The sequence below is a fragment of the uncultured Polaribacter sp. genome, from assembly GCF_947500975.1.
Lineage (GTDB): Bacteria > Bacteroidota > Bacteroidia > Flavobacteriales > Flavobacteriaceae > Polaribacter.
In genome coordinates this window covers 413,924-438,172 of the sequence record NZ_CANMUE010000001.1, presented here as the reverse complement: position 1 = coordinate 438,172, position 24,249 = coordinate 413,924, and the positions used below count along the sequence as shown (strand labels likewise).

Here is a 24,249-nt window from a genome sequence, read left to right as displayed (position 1 = left end):
TTTTTAATTTTTTACGAATGCAATAATACAAAGTTTGGTTAGCGTATAAAATTATTTACTGTATAAATACGATTGTAAAATTATAGTTGCGCTAATTTCATCAATTAAAGCTTTGTTTTTTCGTTGATTTTTTTTTAATCCACCATCAATCATAGTTTGAAATGCCATTTTAGATGTAAACCGCTCATCAACTCTTTGTACAGGTATTTGCGGTATTTTTTTTGATAATTCTTTTAAAAAAGGAATAATTAAAGCTTCACTTTCACTATCAGAATAATCCATCTGTTTTGGCTTTCCAACTAAAAAAAGCTCAACTTTTTCTTTCAAAACATAGTCTTTTAAAAAAGTTATTAAGTCTTCGGTAAAAACAGTAGTTAATCCAGATGCTATAATTTGTAGTTCGTCTGTAATTGCTATTCCTGTTCTTTTTTTTCCAAAGTCAATGGCTAAAATTCTCCCCAAAATAAATATTTTTATACAAAAATAAAGTTTATACTTTAAATAATTAAATTTTAATAAATTAAAGCATTGTAGTCTTTGTATTTTTAACAAAGGATGGATATCTGTTTAAAAAAACATATATTCGCCTTGGTTTTTTATATTCAATTTATATTTGCAAAAACTAAATTATTATCATGGAAGAAATTAGAGAAATCATAGAGTCAGCTTGGAATAATCGTGAGTTATTAAAAGAAGAGAACACGATTAATACGATTAGAAAAGTTATTGATTTATTAGATAAAGGAGAGTTAAGAGTTGCAGAACCTACTACAGATGGTTGGCAAGTAAACGAATGGGTAAAAAAAGCGGTAGTTTTATATTTTCCAATACAAAAAATGCAAACATTAGAAGCTGGTATTTTTGAATATCATGATAAAATGCCTTTAAAAACAGACTATGAAGCACAGGGAGTTCGTGTGGTTCCTGGAGCTTCCGCTCGTCAAGGTTCTTATCTTTCTGCGGGTACTATTTTAATGCCAAGTTACGTAAATATTGGTGCCTATGTAGATGAAGGGACTATGATTGATACTTGGGCAACTGTAGGTTCTTGTGCACAAATTGGTAAAAACGTTCATCTTTCAGGAGGTGTAGGTATTGGTGGTGTTTTAGAGCCTTTACAAGCCGCCCCTGTTATTATAGAAGATGGTGCTTTTATTGGTTCTAGATGTATTGTTGTAGAAGGTGTTAGGGTAGGTAAAGAAGCTGTTTTAGGAGCTAATGTTGTGTTAACTATGAGTACTAAAATTATTGATGTTACTGGTGATGTACCAGTGGAAACAAAAGGTGCTGTTCCACCTCGTTCTGTAGTAATACCAGGAAGTTATACTAAAAAGTTTGCTGCAGGTGAATACAATGTACCATGTGCGTTAATTATTGGAAAAAGAAAAGAGAGTACAAACAAAAAAACCTCTTTAAACGATGCGCTTCGTGAATACGATGTTGCTGTTTAAGATTTAAAAAAAGCTATGACAAAAATTACTGCAATTATTCCTACTTTAAATGAAGAAATTCATATAGAAGAAGCTATAAAATCAGTGGGTTTTGCAGATGAAATTATTGTTATAGATTCTTATAGTACAGATAAAACACTAGAAATAGCAGAGAAATTAAATGTAAAAATCATCAAGCGAAAGTTTGATGATTTTTCTTCTCAAAAAAACTTTGCTATTCAAAAAGCCAAACATGATTGGATTTACATTTTAGATGCCGATGAACGTGTAACGTCAGAAGTAGAAAAAGAAATTTTAGAAGCTGTTAAAAACCCTAATGGTTGTGTAGGGTTTTATGTTAGAAGAACTTTTTATTTTGCTGGAAAAAAAATTAACTATTCTGGTTGGCAAAGAGATAAAGTAGTTCGTTTGTTTTTAAAAACAGAATGTAAATATCAAGGAGTTGTTCATGAAACCATAAAAACAAATGGTGAACTAGGTTTTTTTAAAGGTAAAATTGATCATTTTTCATATAGAAATTACGATCATTATATTTCAAAATTAAATCATTATGCTGCTCTAAGAGCTAAGCAATTACATGAAAAAAAGAAAAAAGTAAATATTTATCATATAATAATAAAACCTGTTGTTAGGTTTTTTATACATTATGTAATTCGTCTTGGGTTTTTAGATGGTTTTACTGGGTTTTTGGTTGCAAAAACACAAGCTTATGGAGTTTTTACAAGGTACGTTAAGTTGTGGTTACTCAATAAAAAGATTAGTTAAGATGGAGAATATTGTTGTAGATGCTGTAATTACTTGGGTGAATGGAAACGATCCTGTACACAAAAAGAAAATTGAAAATTATTTAAAGAACAATACTACTTCATTTGATAAAAAATCTATTAAAATGAGATTTGGACAAGTGAATGAAATTGAGTTTACTGTAAAATCTATTTTAAAATATGCTAAATTCGTTAGAAATATTTATATAGTTACTGATAATCAGGTTCCTGACTTCTTAAAAGGTAATGAAAAATCGGGAAAAGAGTTTTCAAGTGTTTTTATTGTCGATCATAAAACTATTTTTGAAGGTTATAACCAATATTTACCTACTTTTAATAGTAGATCTATAGAAACTCAGCTTTCTAAAATACCTAATTTAGCAGAGCATTTTATTTACTTTAATGATGATATTATGTTATTAAAAGAAACCAATGTAAATGATTTTTTTATTGATGGATACCCTATACTAAGAGGAAAGTGGAAAAAATTTAGTGAAGATATTTTTATAAAAAAAATCAGGTATTTTTTTCAAGGTAAATATGGGGCAAAAAAAAATGGACATAAAATTGCACAACAAAATGGGGCAAAACTAAGTGGTTTTAAAAAATATTTTAAATTTCATCATACTGGGCAACCTATAAGAAAATCTACTTTAGAGATTTTTTTCAACAAAAACGAGACGATTAGAGTTAATAATATAAAATATAAATTAAGAAATGGTAATCAGTTTTTATTTCAGACTTTGGCAAATCATATAGAAATAAAAAATAAGACTGTTGTTTTAAAAGGTGATTATCAATTAGTTTATTTTCAAAATTATAACAAACCTTTTTGGTGGATAAAAAGTAAACTTAAAAGATCAGAAAAAGACAAAAATAAACTTTTTTTATGCTTGCAAAGTTTAGACCAGTGCTCTGAAGAAAAATTAAGTTTCATAAAAAAATGGCTTTCTAATAAATACAATTGATTAAATGGAAATTATAAATCAATAAAAAATTGCTATTTAGATACTTTCTTATTGTTAAAATATAAATACTTAGTTGTATGATAATATGCAGATAAAAGACTGTCCATTTGCTTTGTAATATTTGGTTTATCTAGTTTGATATCTTTAATTATTTTTGATTTTAAATTAAACAAACTTGCTTTTTGGGAGATATTTGTTTTTTCATAGTAATGTCCATCTTTTATTAGGCCAACAGCTTTTTCCCCTTTGTTTTGAATGTAAACAAAAGCTGCAGTATTTATTATGGTAGTGTCTAATAGGTTCCTTCCTAAAGTGTAGTTTGTATAATCAATTTTTGCTAAACTTGTTGCAGTAGGAAAAATATCAATTAATTTAGCATACTTATCTATAATTTGAGGTTTTATGTATTTTGGAGCATTAATAAAAAATGGAACATGATGTACTTGAATCCCTAAATCATTTTCATTATCTTTTAAGAAATTTAATTTTTTCATTCCTCCTCTATGATCTCCAAAAAACACAAAAATAGAATTTTCGTAATAGCCAGACTCTTTAGTTCTTTCTAAAAAACGGGCAATATTAAAATCTAAATAACGGATTGCGTTAAGTTGGCCTAAAGATCTAAACCCTCCTGAAAGTAATGTTTTTTCGTTAATATCATCTTTTAAAATAGGTGTGTAGCTTTCTTTTTTATCTGGTACTGTAAAAGGCATATGATTTGTTGCTGTTTGTATGTAAGTAACAAATGGTTTTCCTTCATCATGTAATTTTTTTAATTTTTTATCTGCTTCTTTAAATAAGTCGTAATCATCAATTCCCCAAACATCTGCTCTGTTTTCTTCTTCAAAAAGACCTTCTTCATAAATTTTTAATCCTTTTATGTTTGATTGAAAAACACCTCTTATATTAGCCCAATTAGCAGAACCTCCAATAAAATACGATTTTTCATATCCTTTGATTTGATCAAAAATAATACGTTGGTCAATAATCAAAGGATTTCTTGAAGCTGTTTTAACATCTTCAATATCTGGTAATCCTGTAATGCTAGCAAAAACACTTCCAGCGGTTCCAGGTTTATGAACGTAAAATTTTGAAAAACTTAAACTTTTTTTAATTATCGAGTCCATTTTTGGAGTACTATTTAATGGATTACCGTAGAAACTCATAGATGCTGTTCCTGTTGACTCTAACATTACAAAAATCAGATTAGGTTTTTCTTTATATGGTTCTTTAAAAATTACTTTCTGTTCAAAATTTATTGTGTCTAAGGATAGATTTAAATGTTTTGCAATTACCGGATAATAAGTTTGGAACTTTTCTGTATCTAAACCTTCACTTCTAAAAGCAAAACTGTCAAAAAAATATAAAACAGGATTTAAAGCAAATTGATTCACTGAATTGTTTTTTGAGAAAAAAGCTTCACTCCACCTTAAAGGATAATGTGTAACACTATTATAAATACCAAAAGATAAAAAAAGAAACGTAAATGTAAAAAAAACTGCTTTTAATTTTTTTGTTATTTTTTGATTTGTTTTTGATAATGATCTATATAAGAAACTAGAAAATTTATAAATAATGAAAGATAAAATAATTAAACTAAAAAGACCTTTGTAAATAGGATAACTCTCAATTAAAACCTGAGTTGATGTTTTTAAATTACTCAAGAAACGTAGAGAAGAAGCATCTAACCGAATAATTAAATATTCATAATAACCAAAATCAAATAAGTAAAAAACAGTAAGGATTAAGTATGTTAAAACTAAATAAAAATTCGCTATTTTTTTATAAATAATATTTTCAAAAAAATTATAGTTTGTAATTAAAACTAATATAGCTAGAGGAGAAAAACTAAGGATAGATAATCTCAAGTCAAAACGAATACCTAATAAAATAGCCTTTTCTGTTTCTTTAAAATCTGCAGTATCTAAATTAGCAAAAAAAAGATAGAAAAAAAATCTAAAAAAAAGAACGAAAACAAAAAGAGAAAATACATTTATAAAAATGTATTTTATATAATTCGGAATTTTTAAAAACATACTTTTAGTATAAAAAAATCAAAGGTACTATTTTTACTATTTATTAAAATGTTATTATTCATTTTAATAAATAATGAATCCAATTTTGCAAGGTGTTTATTATATAGTAAATTTACCACAAAATAGATTAAACACTAAATCATCAACTATTATAAATAATGATGAAAATATCATTTGGGTCTTAAGAGTTTAAAATAAATGCAAAATCAATTCCATCAAGAAGCAATTTCGTCAGAAATATTTAGTACAATCTCAACCGCATCTCAGCAATTACAAATTAAAAGTTATGTAATTGGTGGTTTTGTGCGTGATTTTTTTTTAAAAAGAGGTACAGCAAAAGATATAGATGTTGTTGCAGTTGGAAGTGGAATTGAATTAGCAGAAAAAGTTGCTAGTTTATTAGCTAATAAACCTAAGGTTCAAGTTTTTAAAACTTACGGAACAGCAATGTTACGTTATAAAGATATTGAGATAGAATTTGTTGGCGCAAGGAAAGAATCTTATACAGAGGATAGTAGGAACCCTGAGGTTGTGGAAGGTACATTGCAAGATGACCAAAATAGGAGAGATTTTACTATAAATGCACTTGCTTTAAGTTTGAACCAAGATGATTTTGGAACGCTTTTAGATCCTTTTAATGGAATTAAAGACTTAAAAGATAAGATTATAAGAACGCCCTTAAACCCAGATATTACTTATTCTGATGATCCTTTGAGAATGATGCGTGCAATTCGTTTTGCAACTCAATTAAATTTTAAGATTGAAAAAACATCTTTGGATGCGATTTCTAAAAATTCAGACAGATTAAAAATAATTACAAGAGAAAGGATTATTGATGAATTGAATAAAGTTTTATCATCAATAAAACCATCAATAGGTTTTTTATTATTAGAAAAAACAGGCTTATTAAAGCAAATTTTACCTGAGTTAGTTGCATTAAAAGGAGTAGAGGAAGTTGAAGGGCAAAAACATAAAGATAATTTTTACCATTCTTTAGAGGTTGTAGATAATATTTGCGAAAACACAAATGATCTTTGGTTGCGTTGGGCTGCTTTACTGCATGATATTGGAAAAGCACCAACCAAAAAGTTCAGTAAAAAAGTTGGATGGACTTTTCATGCTCATGAATTTGTAGGTTCTAAAATGGTATATAAATTATTTAAGCGATTAAAAATGCCTTTGAATAATAAGATGAAGTTTGTTCAAAAAATGGTACTCTTAAGTTCACGACCAATTGTTTTAGCTTCGGATGTTACAGATTCTGCTGTAAGACGTTTAGTTTTTGATGCTGGTGATGATATTAATTCCTTAATGACTTTATGTGAGGCAGATATTACTACTAAAAATCCAAAGAAGTTTAAAAGATATCATCAAAATTTTGAAGTTGTTCGTTCTAAAATAAAAGAAGTTGAAGAACGAGATAAAGTGCGTAATTTTCAACCACCAGTTACTGGAGAGGAAATTATGAAAGCTTTTAACTTAAAGCCTTGTAGAGAAATTGGTCAAATAAAAGAAGCAATAAAAGAAGCTATTTTAGATGGAAAAATACCTAATGAACACCAAGCTTCTTATGATTTTATGATTGAAAAGGGGCAGGGACTTGGGTTAAGTGTAGTTATCTAATTTTATAAGCCTATATTTTAATTAAAAAATGTGTTTTTTTGTAATTTGTCAAAGCAAATATTAAGGGTTTTCCTTCAAACACATAATTACTAAATTAGCTTTTTATAAATATTTTTTTAATAGTAAATAGAATGAAGTTTTCCGTAATTATTTCATATTACAAAAATTTAGAAAATCTCAAGCTAATTTTTTTGGCTTTAGAAAACCAAAGTGTAAAAAAATTTGAAGTTATTGTTTCAGAGGATGATTATAACGAAGAAACATTTGTTTTTTTAAAAGAAGCTAAAAACAGCTATACTTTTATAATAAAACATACACATCAAAATGAGGATTTAGGTTTTAGGAAAAATAAAATGTTAAACAAATCTGTAAAAGTTGCTAATGGTACTTTTTTGATTTTTATTGATGGAGATTGTGTACCTCATAAACATTTTATAAAATCTTATTTAAATAATTTTGAAGAACAAGCAGTATTAAAAGGACGAAGAGTAATGCTTTCTGAAAAAATTACCACACATTTAAAAATGACTCTTAATTTAAAAACATTAAATTTTTTAAATATTTTATTTTCTAAAAGCGAGAAGAAAAAAAATGGTTTTTACAGCCCATATTTTAATTTATCTTATAAGAGTAATAAAAAATGGTTGATAGGTTGTAATTGGGGTATATCAAAAAAGACTTTATTAATGATAAATGGTTTTGATGAAGATTATGTTAGAGCAGCTGTTGGAGAGGATAATGATGTGGAATGGAGACTTAAATGTATAAAAATAAAAGAAAAGTCCGTAAAAAATAAAGCAATAGTATATCACCTTTATCATAAAGGTAAATATTCTCAAGAAGATTTGAAATTTAATAAAAATGTTTTAAAAAAGAAAATAGAGAAAAATGATTTTTTCTGTTTAAATGGATTAAAAAAAATCAATTAATAAAACTTAACTCAAACTCTGCATAGAAACCAATTTAAAATATTCGCCTTTTTTGGCAAGTAATTCGTCATGTTTTCCTTGTTCAACAATTTTACCCTTTTTCATAACAACAATCTTATCAGCTTTTTGAATAGTAGATAATCTGTGAGCAATAACTAACGAAGTTCTATTTTGCATCATTTTTTCTAAAGCAACTTGCACCAATTGTTCAGATTCAGTGTCTAAAGCAGAAGTTGCTTCATCTAAAATCATTATCGGCGGATTTTTTAAAACAGCTCTAGCAATAGATAAACGTTGTTTTTGTCCGCCAGAAAGTATGTTTCCACTATCACCAATATTTGTATTGTATTTATTTGGCAAGTTCTGAATAAACTCATCTGCATTTGCAATTTTTGCAGCTTCTAAAATAGCTTCATCTGTTGCATTTTGCGTTCCTAATTTAATGTTGTTCGCAATTGCATCATTAAATAGAATTGAATCTTGCGAAACGATTCCCATTAAATCACGTAAAGATTTTTTAGTAATGTCTTTAATGTTATTTTCATCGATGATTACCTCCCCTTTATTAACATCATAAAAACGAGTTATTAGGTTTGCTAATGTAGATTTTCCACTTCCAGATTGCCCAACTAATGCAACAGTTTCCCCTTTGTTAATCGTTAAAGAAAAATTCTCTAAAACAAATTCATCCTTATATTTAAATGAAATATTTCTGAATTCAATTTGATTATTAAAATCTTCTTTAATTGTTGCGTTTGGTTTGTCTTTTATGCTGTTTTCTGTATTTAAGACAGACATGATTCTTTCTGCTGAGGCTTCTCCTTTTTGAATGTTGTAAAATGTTGTGGTAATTAATTTAATAGGATTTAAAACTGTGTAAAACAACACAATATACCCAAAGAATTCATCAGGTTGTAAAGCGCTAGTGTTAGATAAAACTTCAGAACCTCCATACCAAAGAATGGCAATAATTGTTGCAGAACCTAAAAATTCACTCATTGGTGAGGCCAATGTTTGTCTGTGAAAAACACTAGTTGTAAGTTTCTTAAAATTTTGGGTTGATGTTATAAATTTATCTTCAATAACTTTTTCTGCATTAAAACCTTTTATAATTCTTAAACCAGATAATGTTTCTTCTATAAAAGAAAGAAAATTACCAGTTTCCTTTTGTGCCTTTTTTGATTTAGATTTTAATTTTTTACTAATTGAGGAAATAATAAAACCAGAAACAGGTAGTAAAATAAAAACAAAGAGCGTTAATTGTAAACTCATATAGAGCATTATAGAGATCGAAATAATTACAGTTAAAGGTTCTCTAACAATAACTTGTACAGAACTTAAAATTGAATTTTCTACTTCTTGTACATCAGAAGTCATACGTGCAATAATGTCTCCTTTTCGTTTTTCTGTAAAATACGAAAGAGGTAATTCTACGATTTTACTATACAAATTATCGCGTAAATCTTTGACAATACCTGTTCTTAAAAAAGTAATTACATAAGAAGCTAAATATCTAAAAAAGTTTTTTAGAAAAAATAATGACAATGCTAATAAACAAATAAAAACCAGTGTTTTTATATTACCATCATTATCAATTTTCTGAGAAATAAAATAATAGAAATTGTTTTTTATAAAGTCTCCAGCATTTCCAATTCCTTCATAAACAGGCTTTATAGAAACTTTTTGTTCCCTCTCAAAAAGAATTCCTAAAACAGGAATAAAAGCTAAAACAGATAAAACATTAAAAATAGCGTAGAAAATATTAAAGACAATATTTAATACTGTAAACTTTCTATACTTTTTCTCGTATTTTAAAATGTCTTTAAAATATCCCATTAATTCAATTTCATTTCTTTAATAATTCTTTGAATTTTAACATCTAATTCAGCTTCTACTTTTTCTGCATTTTCTTTTGAATCTAAAGAAGAATTTACACTAAAATAGAATTTAATTTTAGGTTCAGTTCCACTAGGTCTTGCAGCTATTCTTGTACCTTTTGCTGTTTGATAAATTAAAACATTAGATTTAGGTAAATCTATATTGGTAACCTTACCAGTAATTAAATTTTTCTTAGTTGATGCTTGGTAATCCGAAAGTGATTCAATTTTTTCTTCATCAATTTCTGTTAATGGATTGTTACGCATGTCACTCAACATTTGTTGTATTTCTGCAGCACCATCCATTCCTTTTTTAGTGATAGAAATTAAATGTTCTTTATAAAATTTATTATTTACATAAATATCTAATAATTCTTCATAAAAAGAACTACCGTTTTGTTTTGCAAATGCAGCAACTTCACAAGCTAAAAGAGTGGCGGTAACAGCATCTTTATCTCTTACAAAATCACCAACCATATAACCAAAACTTTCTTCACCACCACCAATAAAATCTAGTTCCGGAGAGTCCCTAACCATTTTAGCTATCCATTTAAAGCCAGTTAAGCCAACTTTAGTTTCAACACTATAATTTGCAGCAACATCATTTACCAACTCCGAAGAAACAATTGTAGAACCTACAAATTGTTTTCCATTTAATTTGCCTTCTTCTTTCCATTTTTTTAATAAAAAACCTGTCATTACAACCATGGTTTGGTTTCCATTCATCAACTTCATATTGCCGTCTAAATCTCTGATAGCCACACCTAATCGATCACAATCTGGATCGGTGCCAATAACAATATCAGCGCCAATTTTGTTAGCTAAATTAGTAGCCATTTCTAAGGCTTCTGGCTCTTCTGGATTTGGAGATTTAACAGTTGGAAAATTACCATTAGGTACTCTTTGCTCTTCAACAATATGAACATCAGTATAACCCGCTTTTGCTAACGCATCAGGTACAGAAACAATTGAAGTTCCGTGTAAAGAAGTGAATACAATTTTTAAATTTTCTCTATCAATTTTCTCAGATAAAGAACCGTTTTTTACAGAAGCTTCAATAAAAGCCTCATCAACATCTTTACCAATAATTTCAATTAAATTATCATTTGCATCAAACTTAATTTCAGAAAAATCTAACGAATTTACATTACCAATAATGCCACTGTCATGTGGAGGTACAATTTGTCCGCCATCAGCCCAATAAACTTTGTAACCATTATATTCTGGTGGATTATGGGAGGCCGTTAAAACAATACCGGCATCACAGCTTAGGTGTTTTACAGCAAAAGATAATTCTGGAGTTGCACGCAAGTCTTCAAATAAAAATACTTTTATGTTGTTTGCTGAAAAAACATCAGCAACTACTTTTGCAAATTTTTTACTATTGTGTCTACAATCGTAAGCGATAACAACTTTTATTTGTTCTGTTTGTATGTTTTTTATTAAGTAATTTGATAAACCTTGTGTAGCCCTACCAAGTGTATATTTGTTAATTCTGTTAGTCCCTGCGCCCATTACTCCACGCATACCACCAGTTCCAAACTCCATATCTTTATAGAATCTGTCTGCTAAATCATCAGATTTTGAATCAATTAAAGCTTTAACTTCTGTTTGAGTTTCAATATCAAAGGTTGGGGTTAACCATTGTTTTGCTTTGTTTAAAATATTGTCCATAGTAAAAAATAAAATGTAAAGATAATGTTTAGAAATTGAGTTTTTCCTTTACTTTATAGTGTTTTTCTTCTTTTTTGGTTCTAATTACAAGTTCTCCAATAAAACCTGCAACAAATAACAGGGTTCCTAAAACCATTGAGGTTAAGGCTATGTAAAACCAAGGGTTATCTGTTACCAAAATCGTTTTTATGCCGTTATATAATTTGTAAATTTTTGTAACGCCAATATAGAAAGCTAAAGTTGTTCCAAATATGAACATAAAAGTACCCCAAAGACCAAATATGTGCATTGGTCTTTTACCAAATTTAGAAAGAAATGAAATGGTAATTAAATCTAAAAAACCATTAATAAAACGATCCATCCCAAATTTGGTTTCTCCATATTTTCTAGCTTGATGTTGTACTACTTTTTCTCCAATTTTATTAAAACCTTCGTTTTTTGCTAAAACAGGAATGTATCTGTGCATTTCTCCACTAACTTTTACGGCTTTTATTACTTCATTTTTATAGGCTTTTAAGCCACAGTTAAAATCATGTAATTTTAAACCTGATGTTTTTCTGGCAGCTGTATTAAATAATTTTGAGGGTATGTTTTTGGTAATTACATTATCAAAACGTTTCTTTTTCCATCCAGAAATTAAATCGAAATTTTCATTTATAATTAAGTTATATAACTCAGGTATTTCATCTGGATTGTCTTGTAAGTCAGCATCCATAGTTATTACAACCTTACCTTGCGCTAATTCAAAACCAGCATCTAAAGCTTGAGATTTACCGTAGTTTTTTTGAAAACGAATTCCTTTTACCGAATTATTTTGTTCTGATAATTTTTGGATAACATTCCAAGAAGCATCTGTACTACCATCATCAATAAAAATAATTTCATATAAATAACGATTGGATTGCATAACTTTTGCAATCCAATCGTGTAATTCTTGTAAAGATTCTTCTTCGTTAAGAAGTGGTATTACTACCGAAATATTCATGTTTTTTGTAATAAAGTTTAATTAACTTTTAGGTTTCTAGTAAGTTTCTTCTTCAGTATGTTTTATAATTGCAGAAGTAATTGCAGAGAATATAAAACCTAAAACTAGACCTCCAATTACCATACCTCCAAATAAAGAAAGATAAAAATAATCTTCTGTCATTTTTAGAGACATTTCTATTTGATCAGATGACATACCAGCATCTTCCCATTGAACTATAGATTTTTCGATTATTTGATTTTTAAAGTCTGGTTCTATAAAAGAAGTAAAAAGATATGTATATAATGCTGATATGATTATTCCAATTAGAATTATTCCCATTCCAATTTTTACACCTTGACCCCAAGACATAAAACCTCCATTATCATTTTTAAACTTTTTTGAAGCTAAAATTATAAAAGCTATCATAATAGCAAAACCCAAAAGCATCTGTACAATATTTTGCTCTAAGTGCATTCCTAATGCATACATTATTAAACTTAATATTACTGATACTAATCCATAATATAATCCATAATTTAAAATAATACTTTTGCTATTTGCTTGATTTTCCATTTTTTTTATTTTAGTTAGTTATACAAATATATTCATTTCATTTAGATAGTTTTTCTTTTTTATAAAGTTTGTAATCTATCTAAACAATTCATTAGTATTCAACTTATTGAATTTGTTACAAAAAAATAATTCTTTTTTTAATTGCTAGAATAAAAATCTATTGTAAATTTGCAGCGGCAAGTCCTACACAACTAGCTCCCTTTGAATCCCCCAGGGTGGGAACGCAGCAAGGGTATTAGGTTGTAGCAGTGTGATGTAGATAGCTTGCCATTTTTTGTGCCCTAAAGTTTCGTTTTATTAAGCCTCTATAAATATTACTTTTCTTCTTAAAATTATTAATACTCAATTGTTTATAAATGGTCAATAAATAGTTATTGTTATTACCCAATAATAATAAGGAGTAACTATCTTTGCATTAGGGATTGTAGCATTTGTTTGAGCTCTTTTGTGAAGAATGAACAAAAAGCGAGTACAAAAAGCCCGACCCTTGGGGAATGCCCTAAAAATAAAATATAACACGTAAATATTTACAAATGAAATTTTTTATAGATACAGCAAATTTAGAGCAAATTAAAGAAGCGCAAGCTTTAGGTATTTTAGACGGAGTTACTACAAACCCATCTTTAATGGCAAAAGAAGGAATAACTGGGGAGGCAAATATTATAAACCACTACAAAGCAATTTGTGAGTTGGTAGATGGAGATGTTTCTGCAGAAGTAATTTCTACAGATTTTGAAGGAATGGTGAGAGAAGGTGAAGCTTTAGCGGCTTTAAATCCGCAAATTGTGGTAAAATTACCAATGATAAAAGATGGTGTTAAGGCATGTAAATATTTTTCTTCAAAAGGGATTAAAACAAACGTTACGTTAGTGTTTTCGGCAGGTCAAGCATTATTGGCTGCAAAAGCAGGAGCAACTTATGTGTCGCCTTTTATTGGTAGATTAGATGATATTTCTACAGATGGTTTAAACTTAATTGCAGAGATTCGTCAAATCTATAACAATTATTGTTTTGGAACTCAGATTTTAGCAGCTTCTGTACGCCATACAATGCATATTATTGATTGTGCAAAACTAGGCTCTGATGTTATGACCGGTCCTTTAAGTGCTATTGAAGGTTTGTTAAGACATCCATTAACAGATAGTGGTTTGGCTAAGTTTTTAGCAGATTATCAAAATGGGAATTAAAAGAGTAAAAATTATAAAGTCGTAAAGTTACAAAGCCTTAAATTGATGTTTTTAACTTTACGACTTTATAATTTTTAGACTTTGCAATTATACTAAATGTATCCAAAGAAACCCTTAGCGCAGCTTGTAATTTCAGCTTGTCATCAATTTTTTATTGATACAGTTGTAATTTCTCCTGGTTCTAGAAATGCACCTTTAACAATTGGTTTTTCTAATCATCCAGAAATCAAAACTTTAAGTATTGTAGATGAAAGAAGTGCTGCTTTTTTTGCTTTAGGTATTGCACAGCAAACCCAAAAACCTGTAGCTGTTTTGTGTACCTCTGGTTCTGCTTTGTTAAATTATTATCCTGCAATTGCAGAAGCTTTTTATAGTAATATTCCTTTGGTAATAATTTCTGCCGATAGACCAAAACACTTAATTGATATTGGTGATGGACAAACTATTCGTCAAGAAAATGTGTTTGAAAATCATATTTTGTTTTCAGCAAATTTGGTTGAAAACGAAAAATTTAAAACCAGAAATTCACAATTAATTGGAGAAGCATTGCAATTGGCAACTTCTAAAAAAGGTCCCGTTCATATAAATGTTCCTTTTGATGAACCTTTGTATAAAACTGTAGATGAGTTGCAAGAATTTCATTTTCCTAATATTTCTATGAGTTCTTTAGATAATTTTCATATTAATTATGATGAATTATCTAAAATTTGGAGTGTTGCAGAAAAGAAAATGATTTTAGTAGGTGTAAATTATCCTGATGAGGAATTACACAATTTAATAGATTTATATGCAGAAGATGATTCTGTATTAATTTTAACAGAAACTACATCAAATCTACATCATAAAAAAGCCATTAACTCGATAGATCAGTTAATTTTTTCTTTGAATGAAACTCAATTTAAAGATTTGCAACCAGATGTACTTATAACTTTTGGAGGTATGATTGTTTCTAAAAAAATAAAACAATTTTTAAGAGCATATCAACCAAAACATCACTGGAATATTGATGAGAAAAAAGCGACAAACACATTTTTTTGTTTGTCGGAATTTATACAAACCAAACCTGTAGATTTCTTTTTAAAATTTAATAAAATCATCACAAAAAAAGAAAGCACTTACCAATCGAAATGGTTGCAGGTTCGTGATAAAAAAAGAACAAAACACAAGGAGTATTTATCAAAATTAGAACATTCAGACTTTAAAGTTTTTGAACAAGTTTTAGAGAGTATTCCTAATTATTGTCAATTACAAATTAGTAATAGTTCAATAATTAGATATGCGCAGTTATTTAGTATAAAAGATTCATTACGTGTTTTTTGTAATAGAGGAACAAGCGGTATTGATGGTAGTACAAGTACTGCAATTGGCGCTGCTTTTGCTACTAAAAATCAAACAGTTTTTATTACTGGAGATTTAAGTTTCTTCTATGACTCTAATGCTTTGTGGAATAAGAATATTCCTAATAATTTTAGAATTATCTTAATCAATAATTCAGGTGGTGGAATTTTTAAAATCATTCCTGGACCATCATCAACAAATGCTTTAAAATACTTTGAAACTCCGCATTGTTTAACCGCTGAATATTTGTGTAAAATGCATAGTTTTGAGTATCAAAAAGCATTTTCAACAGAAACTGTAAATGATCAATTGAGTGCATTTTTTGAAGTATCTGAAAAACCAAAAATGTTAGAAATTTTTACACCAAGTGAAGAAAATTACTTATTATTAAAAGATTATTTTAAATATATACAATAATGGATTTACAAGAAGATTCTCAAGAAAGAGAAATGAATTTAGTAGAAGGAGATAAAGTGCAATTGATTATTGAAACAGAAACAAATTTAGGTTATACCGTTTTAATTAATGACGAGTTTGATGGCTTGTTATTTAGAAGTGAGGTTTTTGAGGATTTAGAAGAAAACATGGAAGTTACTGGTTATATCAAAAATATTAGAGAAGATGGTAAAATAGATGTTTCTTTAAGACCCCAAGGTTTTAGAAACGTAATAGGTTCTGATGTGGAAAAAGTGCTTCAAAAATTAAAAGATAGTAGAGAAGGTTTTATTTTGTTAACTGATAAAAGCTCTCCAGATTCTATTCGTTTTCATATGAAAATGAGCAAAAAAGCATTTAAAAAAGCTGTTGGAAATTTATACAAACAAAAACTAATTGCCATTAAAGAAGATAGAATAGAATTGATAAAAGAGTAGTAGTAAAGTAGAGGATTTTTATTTTAGTTAAGTGGTTTATTGACCTCCAATTCTTAAAATGTTTTCATAAAAAGCATCAACATTTGGGTCTGATGGATCCATTTTGCCATAACCTATTTTATAATGTTTTAGGGCTTTTTTATACATGTTTCCTGTTTCGTAATATTTACCAATATAATAATCGCCTAAATGAGAGGCAGGAAATAATTTTAGAATCATTTTGCCAAAATCACGTAAACGATCACCGTTTTCTTTTTCGATAATAATTTTTTCAATAGCATAAATATCTTTTTCTCTAATACCTAAATCGCTTCCAAATAGAAATTCGATTTCTAAATATTTATTTTCTAAATAGGTAATGGCATCCAAAGGATTTAAATCTTTTATATTTTTTTCATATTCCTCTTTAGAAATTGCGGAGTAGATTTCAAATATTTTAGTTAATGCTCTCGGAATCGCTTCACCAATGGCAGAAATTGAACTAGATGTAGTCAATTTATCTGCAACAATATTCACGTTTTTAATTTTTAAAGCAGATAAACCTGATTGAACTTGGTCTATTTTAGTTTGTTTTTGGGGAGATAAAGAACTAGAGTTGTTAAGATAATAGTAAAAAGTATTGTCTTCTTTTTCTAATCTAGGTAAATTATACGATTGTAGTTGTTGGCCTATATAATCAGAAAAACTAGGGTTTATACAAATGTAAGAATTGATAAAAGCAGAAGGTTCTTGTAAAAAATGAGTAATTAAATTAGCAGAATATCCTTGAGCAACCATAGTAATAAAAGGAGATGTTCTATAATTACTTTCCATATAGAACAATACTTCATCTATTAAAAAACTATAAAAATTTTTGGAACTAGTGGTTAATCCGCCTGAGTTTACATCAAAAGAAATGTCTTTTCCTTTTGTTTTTTCCATAGATACACCAACAATAATTTGTTTAGGTGCTTTGTCTTTTTTTGCAAATAATACCGAGTTTCCAACATATACATCAAACAAATATTCTTCGTCTAATACAATAGAAATAGGATAATTTTTAATGCTATCTTTTTCATATCCCTCAGGAATATAGATTTTTATATTTCTGTCGGTTTCTAAAATATCTGATTCTAATTTTTTATTAATGATTTTTTGAGAAAAACCAATGAAACAAAAAAGAGTAAATATTAATGTCAGCGTTTTCTTTATCATAAGTTAGATTGTTTATTTTTGTAGACTATTACATTTTGATTTGTAATAATAAGAACGACTAAAATACAAAAATATGATACAACCAGAATGGAAAACAGCCAAAGAATATGAAGATATTACATATAAAAAATGCAATGGAATTGCAAGAATAGCTTTTAACAGACCAAATGTTAGAAATGCTTTTCGTCCAAAAACAACCAAAGAATTGTATGACGCTTTTTATGATGCTGGCGAAGATGTAAATATTGGAGTTGTTTTACTTTCTGCAGAAGGACCAAGTACAAAAGACGGAATTTATTCTTTTTGTTCTGGTGGAGATCAAAAAGCAAGAGGGCATCAAGGTTATGTTGGAGACGATGGTTATCATAGACTAAATATTTTAGAGGTTCAAAGGTTAATTCGGTTTATGCCAAAAGCCGTTATTTGTGTAGTTCCTGGTTGGGCAGTTGGTGGCGGACATAGTTTACACGTAGTTTGCGATTTAACTTTAGCGTCAAAAGAACACGCAATTTTTAAGCAAACAGATGCAGATGTAACTTCTTTTGACGGTGGTTATGGTTCTGCGTATTTAGCAAAAATGGTAGGTCAGAAAAAAGCACGTGAAATCTTCTTTTTAGGAAGAAATTATAATGCTCAAGAGGCTTATGAAATGGGAATGGTAAATGCTGTAATCCCTCATGAAGAATTAGAAAGTACTGCTTACCAATGGGCGCAAGAAATTTTAGAAAAAAGTCCAACATCTATAAAAATGTTAAAATTTGCAATGAATTTAACTGATGATGGTATGGTTGGTCAGCAAGTTTTTGCAGGAGAAGCAACAAGGTTGGCATATATGACAGATGAAGCAAAAGAAGGAAGAGATGCTTTTCTTGAAAAAAGAAAACCAAATTTTCCTAAAAAATGGATACCATAATCAATTACTATATATAAAATTAAAAATTACGAATTATCAGTATTTGTAATTAAAAATTAATTAGAATGAAATCACAAGTAGTAACTTTTTTAATAAAATGTCCAGATCAAAAAGGTTTGGTAGCAAAAATTACCAGCTTTTTTTTTGAAAAAGGATTCAATATTTTAAGTTGTCAGCAATATGTAAATTCAATTGAAGACAAATATTTTATGAGAATTCGTTTGAACGCAGATGGAACAGAAATCTCTAAAAAAGAGTTAGAGGAAAACTTTATGGAATTAGCAGAACCTTTACAGTTTAAATGGTCTGTTAATTACGGCGATAAAAAACAAAACGTAGCCATTATGGTATCTCATACAAGTCATAACTTATATGATTTATTAGAGCGCCATAGAGAAGGAAGCTTAGTATGTAATATTAAAATGATTATTAGTAACCATGATAAGTTAAGACCTATAGCAGATATGTTTGGAATTCCTTATCATTACTTACCTGTAACTAAAAGTACAAAGCAAGAACAGGAATCTCAAGTTATTAATTTGTTAGATGCTAATGAAATAGATTTAATTATTATGGCAAGGTATATGCAAATTTTGTCATCAAATTTTATCAATCATTATCCAGATAAGATTATAAATATTCATCATTCTTTTTTACCAGCTTTTCAAGGTGCAAACCCGTATAAAAGAGCTTACGACAGAGGTGTAAAATTAATTGGAGCAACTGCTCATTACGCAACAGAAGATTTAGATGAAGGGCCAATTATAGAGCAAGACGTAGAGCCAGTTACACATGAAAGTACACTAAAAACGTTAAAAAGAATTGGTGCCGATATTGAAAGGTTGGTATTGGCAAGAGCGGTAAAAAGTCATTTGCAAAATCAAATAATTGTTTCAGGAAATAAAGCGATTGTTTTTCCAGAAGCTGGAGAGTAGAATAAATTATATGGAATCTACTATCTTAAATATGTAATTAACAATTCTTAATTGAATATGAAAATAATTTGCATTGGGCGCAATTACGCAAAACACATAAAAGAATTAGCAAACGAAAGACCAGAAAACCCTGTTGTTTTTCTAAAACCAGATTCTGCTATTTTACCAAGAAAAAATCCATTTTTTATTCCGCCTTTTTCTGATGATGTACATTATGAGGTAGAGGTTTTAGTAAAAATAAATAAAGTAGGTAAGCATATAGATGCTAAGTTTGCTCATAAATATTATGATGAAATTGGATTAGGAATCGATTTTACAGCAAGAGATGTACAAGCAAAATGCAAAGAAAAAGGGTTGCCTTGGGAAAAAGCAAAAGCGTTTGACGGAAGTGCATTTATTGGTGAGTTTTACCCAAAAGAACAATTCGATTTAGAGAATTTAAAGTTTCAATTATATAAGAACGATGAGGTTGTTCAAGATGGAAATACAAATGCTATGCTTTGGAAAACTGATGAATTAATTTCTTATGTTTCTCAATATTTTACCTTAAAAAAAGGAGATGTTATTTTTACAGGAACTCCTTCAGGAGTTGGAAAAGTTGTTGAAAATGATGTTTTAAAAGGAGTTATTGAAGGTAAAGAAGCTTTTAAAATTAGAGTGAAATAGTATATTAATTAGCTTCAAGGTTTCAAAATTTGATTTTGAATTCTGAAATTTAGCAACTTTATAAAAAATGAAAGCAGAAATAATAACTATAGGAGATGAGATTTTAATTGGTCAAATCGTAGACACAAATTCTCAATGGATAGGAACTGAGTTGAATAAAATTGGAGTTTCTGTATATCAAATTTCTTCTATTCAAGATGATAAGCAACATATTTTAAACGCTTTTAAAGAAGCTCAAGAAAGAGTGGATATCGTTATTATTACTGGAGGATTAGGGCCTACAAAAGACGATATTACAAAACATACTATTGCAGAGTTTTTTAATGACACTTTAACATTGAATAAAGATGTTGTAAATCATATTAAAGAATTGTTTGCAAAATATAAGATTCCTTTTGGTGAATTAAATCGTTTACAAGGGATGATACCCACTAAAGCCACTTATTTAAAAAACAATTTTGGTACTGCTCCAGGAATGTGGTTTAATGAAAATAATACTGTTTTTGTTTCCTTACCAGGGGTGCCCAATGAAATGAAAGGCATAATGACTGAGAAAGTATTACCTAAAATTCAACAAGAATTTAAGTTGCCATTTATTATTCATAAAACTATTTTAACGTATGGTTTGGGTGAAAGTTCTTTAGCAGAGAGAATTGAAGGTTTCGAAAATAATTTACCATCATTTATAAAACTAGCTTATTTACCAAATTATGGTAAAGTTCGTTTACGTTTATCCGCCAAAGGCGAAAATAAAAAACTGATTGAAGATAGTTTACAAGAACAAATTGTAAAATTATATAAAATAATTCCTGATATTATAACTGGAATTGATGATGGAGGAACCATTGAAAAAAGAGTAGGACAGTTGTTGGCAGAAAAAGGTAAAACAGTTTGTACTGCAGAAAGTGTAACTGGAGGGAAAATTGCTTCAGCTTTAGTTTCAATTCCTGGTTCATCCAATTATTTTAAAGGAAGTATTGTTGCATATTCTAAAGAAGTAAAAATTAATTTATTAAATGTTTCTTCTGAAGTGATAAAAAAATATACAGTTGTTAGTAAAGAAGTAGCTGTAGAAATGGCAAAAAATGCCAAAGAAAAATTACAAACAAACTATGCGGTAGCAGTTACAGGCAATGCTGGGCCAACAACGGATGAAACGGATAAAAGTGTAGGTGTTGTTTTTATTGCTATTGCAACAGATAAAGAGATAATTGTAGAAGAATTTAATTTTGGAAAACCAAGAGGAAGGGTAATTGATAAAACAGTAAATAAATCTTTAGAAATTTTACAAAAAGAAATATTAAAAAATTAGTAAAATTGTTTTGTTCACAATTAGAATTATTTGTAGATTTGCACCTCGTTTAGAGATAATACTATAAAAACTGTAAGAAGATGTCTAGAGTTTGTGAATTAACAGGAAAAAAAGCAATGGTAGGAAACAATGTTTCTCATGCCATGAATAGAACCAAAAGAAGGTTTGACGCTAATTTAATGACAAAGCGTTTTTATATTCCAGAAGAAGATAAGTGGATTACTTTAAAAATATCTGCTTCTGCTTTAAAAAATATTAACAGAAAAGGAATTTCTGCAGTAATAAAAGAAGCAAGAGCTAACGGTTTTTTAACAAAATAATCCAAGCTATAAAATTATACAGAGATGGCAAAAAAAGGAAACAGAGTTCAGGTAATTTTAGAATGTACAGAGCATAAAGCATCAGGTCAAAGAGGTACTTCTAGATACATTACAACTAAGAACAAAAAGAACACTCCAGATAGAATGGAAATTAAAAAATTCAATCCTATCTTAAAGAAAATGACTGTTCACAAAGAAATTAAATAATTTAAACTATCTAGAACTCAGAATAGAGTACATAGATTAAAAATACTATATCATGGCAAAGAAAACAGTTGCATCGTTACAGACATCTTCAAAAAGATTAACTAAAGCTATAAAAATGGTAAAGTCTCCAAAATCTGGGGCTTATACATTTGTAGAATCTATTATGGACCCTTCTGCAGTGAATGATTTTTTAGCAAAGAAATAAGTTAAAAAATATAAAATATATTAAAACTACTTTCTAATTTTAGAAAGTAGTTTTTTTTGTGCTTTATAATTGCGTATTTTTGAGCATTCCTTTTATCTACAAAAAAATATAAGGAAAAAGTTGTGCTTTTACAATCGATATTTTTTAAAGCTCTAAGAAAGCTTCAATAGTTTACGATAGCAACTTTAATGACAATTTGACCAACCCCAACTAATGGCACGTTTTTTAATGTACTATTGTATAGGATAAAAAATAAAAATGAGTTTTTTTAAAAAGATATTTTCAAAAGAAAAAAAAGAAACCTTAGATAAAGGTTTAGAAAAGACCAAAGAGAGTTTCTTTGGAAAGTTGTCAAAAGCAGTAGCAGGAAAATCAAAGGTAGATGATGATGTTTTAGATAATTTAGAAGAGGTTTTAGTTGCGTCTGATGTTGGTGTAAATACAACACTTAAAATTATTACTAGAATTGAAGAGCGTGTTGCAAAAGATAAATATGTTGGTACAGATGAGTTAAACAAAATTCTTCGAGAAGAAATTGCAGGTTTGTTATCAGAAACAAATCTTGGTAATGAAACAGAATTTTCAATTCCGGATATACCTAAAAATAAAAATGGCAATAAAATGCCTTATGTTTTAATGGTTGTTGGTGTTAATGGAGTAGGTAAAACAACTACAATAGGTAAGTTAGCAAGTCAGTTTAAAAAACAAGGGTTAAAAGTAGTTTTAGGTGCGGCAGATACATTTAGAGCTGCGGCTATAGATCAATTACAAGTTTGGGCAGACAGAACTGGTGTGCCAATTGTACGTCAAGAAATGGGTTCTGATCCAGCTTCCGTAGCTTTTGATACTTTAACTTCTGCAGTAACACAAGGTGCAGATGTTGTAATTATTGATACTGCTGGTCGTTTGCATAATAAAGTTAATTTAATGAACGAGTTAACAAAAATTAAACGAGTGATGCAAAAAGTAGTAGATAATTCCCCACATGATGTTTTATTAGTTTTAGATGGTTCTACTGGACAAAATGCATTTGAGCAAGCTAAACAGTTTACATTGGCAACAGAAGTTACTTCTTTGGCTGTTACTAAATTAGATGGTACAGCAAAAGGTGGAGTTGTAATTGGTATTTCAGATCAATTTCAAATACCAGTAAAATATATTGGAGTAGGAGAAGGTATAGATGATTTACAAGTGTTTAATAAAACTGAGTTTGTAGATTCTTTTTTTAAGTGAGAATCTATAATTATAAAATTTAAAACTCCTTTTCTAAACTTAGAAAAGGAGTTTTTTTATGAGTTAAATTTATAGACAACTTTATTTTTCTTCATAATGTATTATATCACATATACGCTCTCCTTTATTATCATAACGTGAGTTCGAATTAACTTGTGTTTGTATTAGGTAAAAATGTTTGAATTTTAATACTAGGTTTCTTATCAAGAAAAGAATAAGCTGTTAAACCTGCGATTAAATTCCCTAAAAAGTTATCAAATGATCGATGTCTAGAATGTTCTATTTGACAAGTATTTTTAGTACATCGTTCACAGACTCTATAACTGCTCTTTTTCTAAGATAAATTTTATCCATAAAATCGAGCACTTTTTTCTTCATATTCTTTCTTAGTTTGGTTACTAAATGGATATCGCCAATAAATAATTTATCAAATAAATCTTTACCCAATATCCCTTATCACCATATATTTTTCCAAATATTTTATCGTGAAAGCTTTTATTTTTAAGTGGATATCTATCATCTACATTTGCTTTAGTAAGCAAAAAATCTATAATTTGCCCCTTGTCATTACTAACTAAATGTATTTTAAAGCCGTAAAACCAACCTAATGTTCCATAACTTTTCTCAACAATTCCTTGAAAAACTTTGTTCTGTTTTTCTCTTTTGTTATGACATACTTTAAGAGCTGTAGAATCGATAAAAGAAATGCCAGAACATTTGCCTAAACCACAAAGCTTTAAATAAACAGCTAAAGGTTGAATTACTGATTTTTGTAATTCAACAAAACGATTATAAGAAACTAAATCAGGGAAGTAATCATCCATATGTTTAGATACATAGATAAAGATAAAAGTGCTTTAGATTAGGATGTGATTTTAAATGAAAAATAACCATAATAGTCATTATCTCACTTTTACTCATTTTGAATTATCTATTACGTTTTTTTGTGGTTGAATCATCAGAGATACTGTTTTTATCTAGAATTGAGTTAAATTCTTTCATGAA

23 protein-coding genes, 1 other RNA gene and 1 pseudogene are annotated in these 24,249 nt (G+C 28.5%); 17 read left to right on the top strand and 8 right to left on the bottom strand.

Annotated features, from left to right (window positions below):
• Nucleotides 1–51: 51 nt before the first annotated feature.
• Nucleotides 52–462 carry a Holliday junction resolvase RuvX gene (gene ruvX / locus Q0733_RS01960; RefSeq protein ID WP_298778280.1) on the bottom strand — a complete coding sequence of 137 codons (411 nt, stop codon included), beginning with the start codon at nucleotides 460–462 and terminating at the stop codon, nucleotides 52–54.
• 173 nt (nucleotides 463–635) lie between these two features.
• Here ruvX and Q0733_RS01955 point away from each other — a divergent pair, with 173 nt between their 5' ends.
• The 3 genes from Q0733_RS01955 to Q0733_RS01945 are packed head-to-tail and all read left to right on the top strand — an operon-like array spanning nucleotide 636 to nucleotide 3,183.
• Nucleotides 636–1,451: a 2,3,4,5-tetrahydropyridine-2,6-dicarboxylate N-succinyltransferase gene (locus Q0733_RS01955; RefSeq protein WP_298778276.1), complete on the top strand. Its 816-nt coding sequence runs from the start codon at nucleotides 636–638 to the stop codon at nucleotides 1,449–1,451.
• 15 nt (nucleotides 1,452–1,466) lie between these two features.
• Nucleotides 1,467–2,216, top strand: a complete 750-nt coding sequence (locus Q0733_RS01950) for a glycosyltransferase family 2 protein (RefSeq protein ID WP_298778275.1) — start codon at nucleotides 1,467–1,469, stop codon at nucleotides 2,214–2,216.
• The gene (locus tag Q0733_RS01945; protein WP_298778273.1) at nucleotides 2,161–3,183 is read left to right on the top strand and encodes a Stealth CR1 domain-containing protein; all 1,023 of its coding nucleotides are present in this window, start codon (nucleotides 2,161–2,163) and stop codon (nucleotides 3,181–3,183) included. Before Q0733_RS01950 ends, Q0733_RS01945 begins: the two co-directional genes overlap by 56 nt.
• A 32-nt stretch (nucleotides 3,184–3,215) precedes the next feature.
• Here Q0733_RS01945 and Q0733_RS01940 read toward each other — a convergent pair whose 3' ends face one another.
• Complete coding sequence (locus Q0733_RS01940) at nucleotides 3,216–4,847, bottom strand: LTA synthase family protein (RefSeq protein WP_298778271.1); 1,632 nt, start codon at nucleotides 4,845–4,847, stop codon at nucleotides 3,216–3,218.
• Between the two features lie 570 nt (nucleotides 4,848–5,417).
• Here Q0733_RS01940 and Q0733_RS01935 point away from each other — a divergent pair.
• Both Q0733_RS01935 and Q0733_RS01930 read left to right on the top strand, forming a co-directional pair.
• Complete coding sequence (locus Q0733_RS01935; protein WP_298778270.1) at nucleotides 5,418–6,842, top strand: HD domain-containing protein; 1,425 nt, start codon at nucleotides 5,418–5,420, stop codon at nucleotides 6,840–6,842.
• 131 nt (nucleotides 6,843–6,973) lie between these two features.
• Complete coding sequence (locus tag Q0733_RS01930) at nucleotides 6,974–7,771, top strand: glycosyltransferase (protein WP_298778268.1); 798 nt, start codon at nucleotides 6,974–6,976, stop codon at nucleotides 7,769–7,771.
• Nucleotides 7,772–7,777: 6 nt separating this feature from the next.
• Here Q0733_RS01930 and Q0733_RS01925 read toward each other — a convergent pair whose 3' ends face one another.
• The 4 genes from Q0733_RS01925 to Q0733_RS01910 are packed head-to-tail and all read right to left on the bottom strand — an operon-like array spanning nucleotide 7,778 to nucleotide 12,862.
• Complete coding sequence (locus Q0733_RS01925; RefSeq protein WP_298778265.1) at nucleotides 7,778–9,607, bottom strand: ABC transporter ATP-binding protein; 1,830 nt, start codon at nucleotides 9,605–9,607, stop codon at nucleotides 7,778–7,780.
• Complete coding sequence (locus Q0733_RS01920; protein ID WP_298778262.1) at nucleotides 9,607–11,322, bottom strand: phospho-sugar mutase; 1,716 nt, start codon at nucleotides 11,320–11,322, stop codon at nucleotides 9,607–9,609. Before Q0733_RS01920 ends, Q0733_RS01925 begins: the two co-directional genes overlap by 1 nt.
• Nucleotides 11,323–11,350: 28 nt before the next feature.
• On the bottom strand, nucleotides 11,351–12,307 hold the full coding sequence (locus tag Q0733_RS01915; RefSeq protein ID WP_298778259.1) for a glycosyltransferase family 2 protein: 957 nt from the start codon (nucleotides 12,305–12,307) through the stop codon (nucleotides 11,351–11,353).
• Between the two features lie 36 nt (nucleotides 12,308–12,343).
• Nucleotides 12,344–12,862 carry a DUF4199 domain-containing protein gene (locus tag Q0733_RS01910; protein WP_298778257.1) on the bottom strand — a complete coding sequence of 173 codons (519 nt, stop codon included), beginning with the start codon at nucleotides 12,860–12,862 and terminating at the stop codon, nucleotides 12,344–12,346.
• 174 nt (nucleotides 12,863–13,036) lie between these two features.
• Between Q0733_RS01910 and ffs the strand changes: the two genes are divergently transcribed.
• From ffs to Q0733_RS01890, 4 genes are all read left to right on the top strand, one after another.
• Nucleotides 13,037–13,135: signal recognition particle sRNA small type (ffs, locus tag Q0733_RS01905), an RNA gene on the top strand.
• Nucleotides 13,136–13,395: 260 nt separating this feature from the next.
• A complete protein-coding gene (gene fsa, locus Q0733_RS01900) occupies nucleotides 13,396–14,049 on the top strand; it encodes a fructose-6-phosphate aldolase (protein ID WP_298778254.1) in 654 nt (217 codons plus the stop codon).
• Nucleotides 14,050–14,145: 96 nt separating this feature from the next.
• Entirely contained in the window at nucleotides 14,146–15,804 is a 1,659-nt protein-coding gene (gene menD / locus Q0733_RS01895) for a 2-succinyl-5-enolpyruvyl-6-hydroxy-3-cyclohexene-1-carboxylic-acid synthase (protein ID WP_298778251.1), read from the top strand.
• Nucleotides 15,804–16,259 (top strand): DNA-binding protein, encoded by a 456-nt coding sequence (locus Q0733_RS01890; RefSeq protein WP_298778249.1) that lies wholly within the window; start codon nucleotides 15,804–15,806, stop codon nucleotides 16,257–16,259. Before menD ends, Q0733_RS01890 begins: the two co-directional genes overlap by 1 nt.
• Nucleotides 16,260–16,295: 36 nt before the next feature.
• Here Q0733_RS01890 and Q0733_RS01885 read toward each other — a convergent pair whose 3' ends face one another.
• A complete protein-coding gene (locus tag Q0733_RS01885) occupies nucleotides 16,296–17,453 on the bottom strand; it encodes an alpha/beta hydrolase-fold protein (RefSeq protein WP_298778246.1) in 1,158 nt (385 codons plus the stop codon).
• A 73-nt stretch (nucleotides 17,454–17,526) separates the two neighbouring features.
• Here Q0733_RS01885 and Q0733_RS01880 point away from each other — a divergent pair, with 73 nt between their 5' ends.
• The 8 genes from Q0733_RS01880 (at nucleotide 17,527) to ftsY (ending at nucleotide 23,244) form a co-directional block, all read left to right on the top strand.
• Complete coding sequence (locus tag Q0733_RS01880; RefSeq protein ID WP_298778244.1) at nucleotides 17,527–18,366, top strand: 1,4-dihydroxy-2-naphthoyl-CoA synthase; 840 nt, start codon at nucleotides 17,527–17,529, stop codon at nucleotides 18,364–18,366.
• 65 nt (nucleotides 18,367–18,431) lie between these two features.
• Nucleotides 18,432–19,301: a formyltetrahydrofolate deformylase gene (purU, locus tag Q0733_RS01875; RefSeq protein ID WP_298778242.1), complete on the top strand. Its 870-nt coding sequence runs from the start codon at nucleotides 18,432–18,434 to the stop codon at nucleotides 19,299–19,301.
• 57 nt (nucleotides 19,302–19,358) lie between these two features.
• Nucleotides 19,359–19,967, top strand: coding sequence for a fumarylacetoacetate hydrolase family protein (locus Q0733_RS01870; protein ID WP_298778237.1), 609 nt, complete (start codon nucleotides 19,359–19,361; stop codon nucleotides 19,965–19,967).
• 67 nt (nucleotides 19,968–20,034) lie between these two features.
• Nucleotides 20,035–21,279, top strand: coding sequence for a competence/damage-inducible protein A (locus Q0733_RS01865; RefSeq protein ID WP_298778235.1), 1,245 nt, complete (start codon nucleotides 20,035–20,037; stop codon nucleotides 21,277–21,279).
• 80 nt (nucleotides 21,280–21,359) lie between these two features.
• Nucleotides 21,360–21,599, top strand: coding sequence for a 50S ribosomal protein L28 (rpmB, locus tag Q0733_RS01860; RefSeq protein WP_298778233.1), 240 nt, complete (start codon nucleotides 21,360–21,362; stop codon nucleotides 21,597–21,599).
• 24 nt (nucleotides 21,600–21,623) lie between these two features.
• On the top strand, nucleotides 21,624–21,806 hold the full coding sequence (gene rpmG, locus Q0733_RS01855; RefSeq protein WP_298778231.1) for a 50S ribosomal protein L33: 183 nt from the start codon (nucleotides 21,624–21,626) through the stop codon (nucleotides 21,804–21,806).
• 52 nt (nucleotides 21,807–21,858) lie between these two features.
• Nucleotides 21,859–22,011: a DUF4295 domain-containing protein gene (locus Q0733_RS01850; protein WP_298778229.1), complete on the top strand. Its 153-nt coding sequence runs from the start codon at nucleotides 21,859–21,861 to the stop codon at nucleotides 22,009–22,011.
• Between the two features lie 258 nt (nucleotides 22,012–22,269).
• Nucleotides 22,270–23,244, top strand: a complete 975-nt coding sequence (gene ftsY / locus Q0733_RS01845) for a signal recognition particle-docking protein FtsY (RefSeq protein ID WP_298778226.1) — start codon at nucleotides 22,270–22,272, stop codon at nucleotides 23,242–23,244.
• 148 nt (nucleotides 23,245–23,392) lie between these two features.
• Here ftsY and Q0733_RS13105 read toward each other — a convergent pair.
• Nucleotides 23,393–24,246, bottom strand: a pseudogene (locus Q0733_RS13105) (IS982 family transposase).
• Nucleotides 24,247–24,249 lie beyond the last annotated feature (3 nt).

Excerpts from the sequence above, each read along its gene's own strand:
- Q0733_RS01955 (WP_298778276.1), top strand. The coding sequence starts at position 636 with ATGGAAGAAATTAGAGAAATCATAGAGTCAGCTTGGAATAATCGTGAG.
- Q0733_RS01950 (WP_298778275.1), top strand. The coding sequence starts at position 1,467 with ATGACAAAAATTACTGCAATTATTCCTACTTTAAATGAAGAAATTCAT.
- Q0733_RS01945 (WP_298778273.1), top strand. The coding sequence starts at position 2,161 with ATGGAGTTTTTACAAGGTACGTTAAGTTGTGGTTACTCAATAAAAAGA.
- Q0733_RS01935 (WP_298778270.1), top strand. The coding sequence starts at position 5,418 with ATGCAAAATCAATTCCATCAAGAAGCAATTTCGTCAGAAATATTTAGT.
- Q0733_RS01930 (WP_298778268.1), top strand. The coding sequence starts at position 6,974 with ATGAAGTTTTCCGTAATTATTTCATATTACAAAAATTTAGAAAATCTC.
- Q0733_RS01925 (WP_298778265.1), bottom strand. The coding sequence starts at position 9,607 with ATGGGATATTTTAAAGACATTTTAAAATACGAGAAAAAGTATAGAAAG.
- Q0733_RS01920 (WP_298778262.1), bottom strand. The coding sequence starts at position 11,322 with ATGGACAATATTTTAAACAAAGCAAAACAATGGTTAACCCCAACCTTT.
- Q0733_RS01915 (WP_298778259.1), bottom strand. The coding sequence starts at position 12,307 with ATGAATATTTCGGTAGTAATACCACTTCTTAACGAAGAAGAATCTTTA.
- Q0733_RS01910 (WP_298778257.1), bottom strand. The coding sequence starts at position 12,862 with ATGGAAAATCAAGCAAATAGCAAAAGTATTATTTTAAATTATGGATTA.
- fsa (WP_298778254.1), top strand. The coding sequence starts at position 13,396 with ATGAAATTTTTTATAGATACAGCAAATTTAGAGCAAATTAAAGAAGCG.
- menD (WP_298778251.1), top strand. The coding sequence starts at position 14,146 with ATGTATCCAAAGAAACCCTTAGCGCAGCTTGTAATTTCAGCTTGTCAT.
- Q0733_RS01890 (WP_298778249.1), top strand. The coding sequence starts at position 15,804 with ATGGATTTACAAGAAGATTCTCAAGAAAGAGAAATGAATTTAGTAGAA.
- Q0733_RS01885 (WP_298778246.1), bottom strand. The coding sequence starts at position 17,453 with ATGATAAAGAAAACGCTGACATTAATATTTACTCTTTTTTGTTTCATT.
- Q0733_RS01880 (WP_298778244.1), top strand. The coding sequence starts at position 17,527 with ATGATACAACCAGAATGGAAAACAGCCAAAGAATATGAAGATATTACA.
- purU (WP_298778242.1), top strand. The coding sequence starts at position 18,432 with ATGAAATCACAAGTAGTAACTTTTTTAATAAAATGTCCAGATCAAAAA.
- Q0733_RS01870 (WP_298778237.1), top strand. The coding sequence starts at position 19,359 with ATGAAAATAATTTGCATTGGGCGCAATTACGCAAAACACATAAAAGAA.
- Q0733_RS01865 (WP_298778235.1), top strand. The coding sequence starts at position 20,035 with ATGAAAGCAGAAATAATAACTATAGGAGATGAGATTTTAATTGGTCAA.
- rpmB (WP_298778233.1), top strand. The coding sequence starts at position 21,360 with ATGTCTAGAGTTTGTGAATTAACAGGAAAAAAAGCAATGGTAGGAAAC.
- rpmG (WP_298778231.1), top strand. The coding sequence starts at position 21,624 with ATGGCAAAAAAAGGAAACAGAGTTCAGGTAATTTTAGAATGTACAGAG.
- Q0733_RS01850 (WP_298778229.1), top strand. The coding sequence starts at position 21,859 with ATGGCAAAGAAAACAGTTGCATCGTTACAGACATCTTCAAAAAGATTA.
- ftsY (WP_298778226.1), top strand. The coding sequence starts at position 22,270 with ATGAGTTTTTTTAAAAAGATATTTTCAAAAGAAAAAAAAGAAACCTTA.